At 69.8% G+C, this 421-nt stretch carries 1 protein-coding gene; it reads right to left on the bottom strand.

The window, feature by feature from the left end:
- Nucleotides 1–421, bottom strand: a 421-nt coding sequence (locus ADK41_RS08210) for a transposase (RefSeq protein ID WP_234319222.1), incomplete at both ends; no start/stop codon positions are given.

The raw sequence follows: 421 nt of genomic DNA, 5'->3' as shown, positions 1-421 counted from the left end.
GGTGACCTGACCGTCGGTGTCCGGGGCGTTCTCACCGGCCAACGACCAGACACGGTGACGGACTTCGGACCGTGCGGACCGGATCGCCCGCAGGGCCTTCCCGCCGGAGGCGGCGAGGGTGTCGATCAGGCGGGAGACGGTCGGGTCGGAGGCGACCGGACCGAAGACGGCCGACTCGGCCCGCAGCATCGCAACGTCCGCGAGGCAGTCCCCGCCCAGCGCGACCGCCAAAGCGAGATCCAGGAGGATCTTGCCGGGATCATGAACGGCCCGGCGTTTGCGCCATGGCGCCAGAGCCTGGGATATGGCCTGGTCAAGACCGGTCTTGCGGACCGTTTCGACCAGCAGGACCGAACCGGCCTGGGAGACGACCTGGCGGCCGTCGTCCTGGACGCGGACACGGGGATAGGACCCGATAGAG

This window comes from Streptomyces caelestis, from assembly GCF_001279005.1.
In the GTDB taxonomy this organism is placed as follows: domain Bacteria; phylum Actinomycetota; class Actinomycetes; order Streptomycetales; family Streptomycetaceae; genus Streptomyces; species Streptomyces heliomycini.
The sequence above is the reverse complement of the archived record's forward strand: the minus strand, read 5'-3'. Positions and strand labels throughout refer to the sequence as shown.